Consider the following 597-nt stretch of genomic DNA (forward strand, 5'->3'; position numbering starts at 1 on the left):
GGTGTTCGGCTGATAGGAAACGTTTGCTGCACCACCACCGTTGATGAAGCTGTTCAGGTTGGCGACAGAGCCCTGCACGACGATCGCGCCAGTGCCATTGCCGCTGACGACCGTCAGGCCGGAACCATCGGTGAAGGTCAGCGTACCGTGGGCAACGCTCAGCGTCATCTGGGCAGGTGTGCCACCCAGATCGTTGGTGTCATCGTCCTGATCGACGAAGTTATAAGGGTTCTGCGAACCGCCGAACGTCGTGCGCATCAGGCTCGTCAGATCCGCAATACCGGTATCTTCGGCTGTCGCCACAGACACAGCGTTGCTGCGGTTGTCGTTTGGCGTGTCGTTCACGCCAGTGACGGCAATCGTCACCTCGAACGTGTTGCTGTTGACACCTGCGTTGGTTGTCCCATCGCCATTGTCCGTCAGCGTGATCTGCAGCGTCCGGTCCGGCGACGTCTGCGGCGTCTTCTCATCGACGAAGAAGCGCAGGTGGTTGATGATCGCCTTGATGTCGGCCTCGCTGAACACCTGCCCTGTGGCAGCCTCTATCACAAAGGTCGTTCCATTCTCACCGCTCTCAGTCCCGAGCTTGCTCTGAAC

The 597-nt window shown here is 59.3% G+C and carries 1 protein-coding gene; it reads right to left on the minus strand.

Annotation, left to right across the window (positions count from 1 at the left end):
* Positions 1 to 597: hypothetical protein (locus QWE_RS24295; protein ID WP_006728831.1), on the minus strand; the 597-nt coding region annotated here is incomplete at both ends.

Origin of the sequence: Agrobacterium albertimagni AOL15 (assembly GCF_000300855.1) — a bacterium.
GTDB classification, from domain to species: domain Bacteria; phylum Pseudomonadota; class Alphaproteobacteria; order Rhizobiales; family Rhizobiaceae; genus Allorhizobium; species Allorhizobium albertimagni.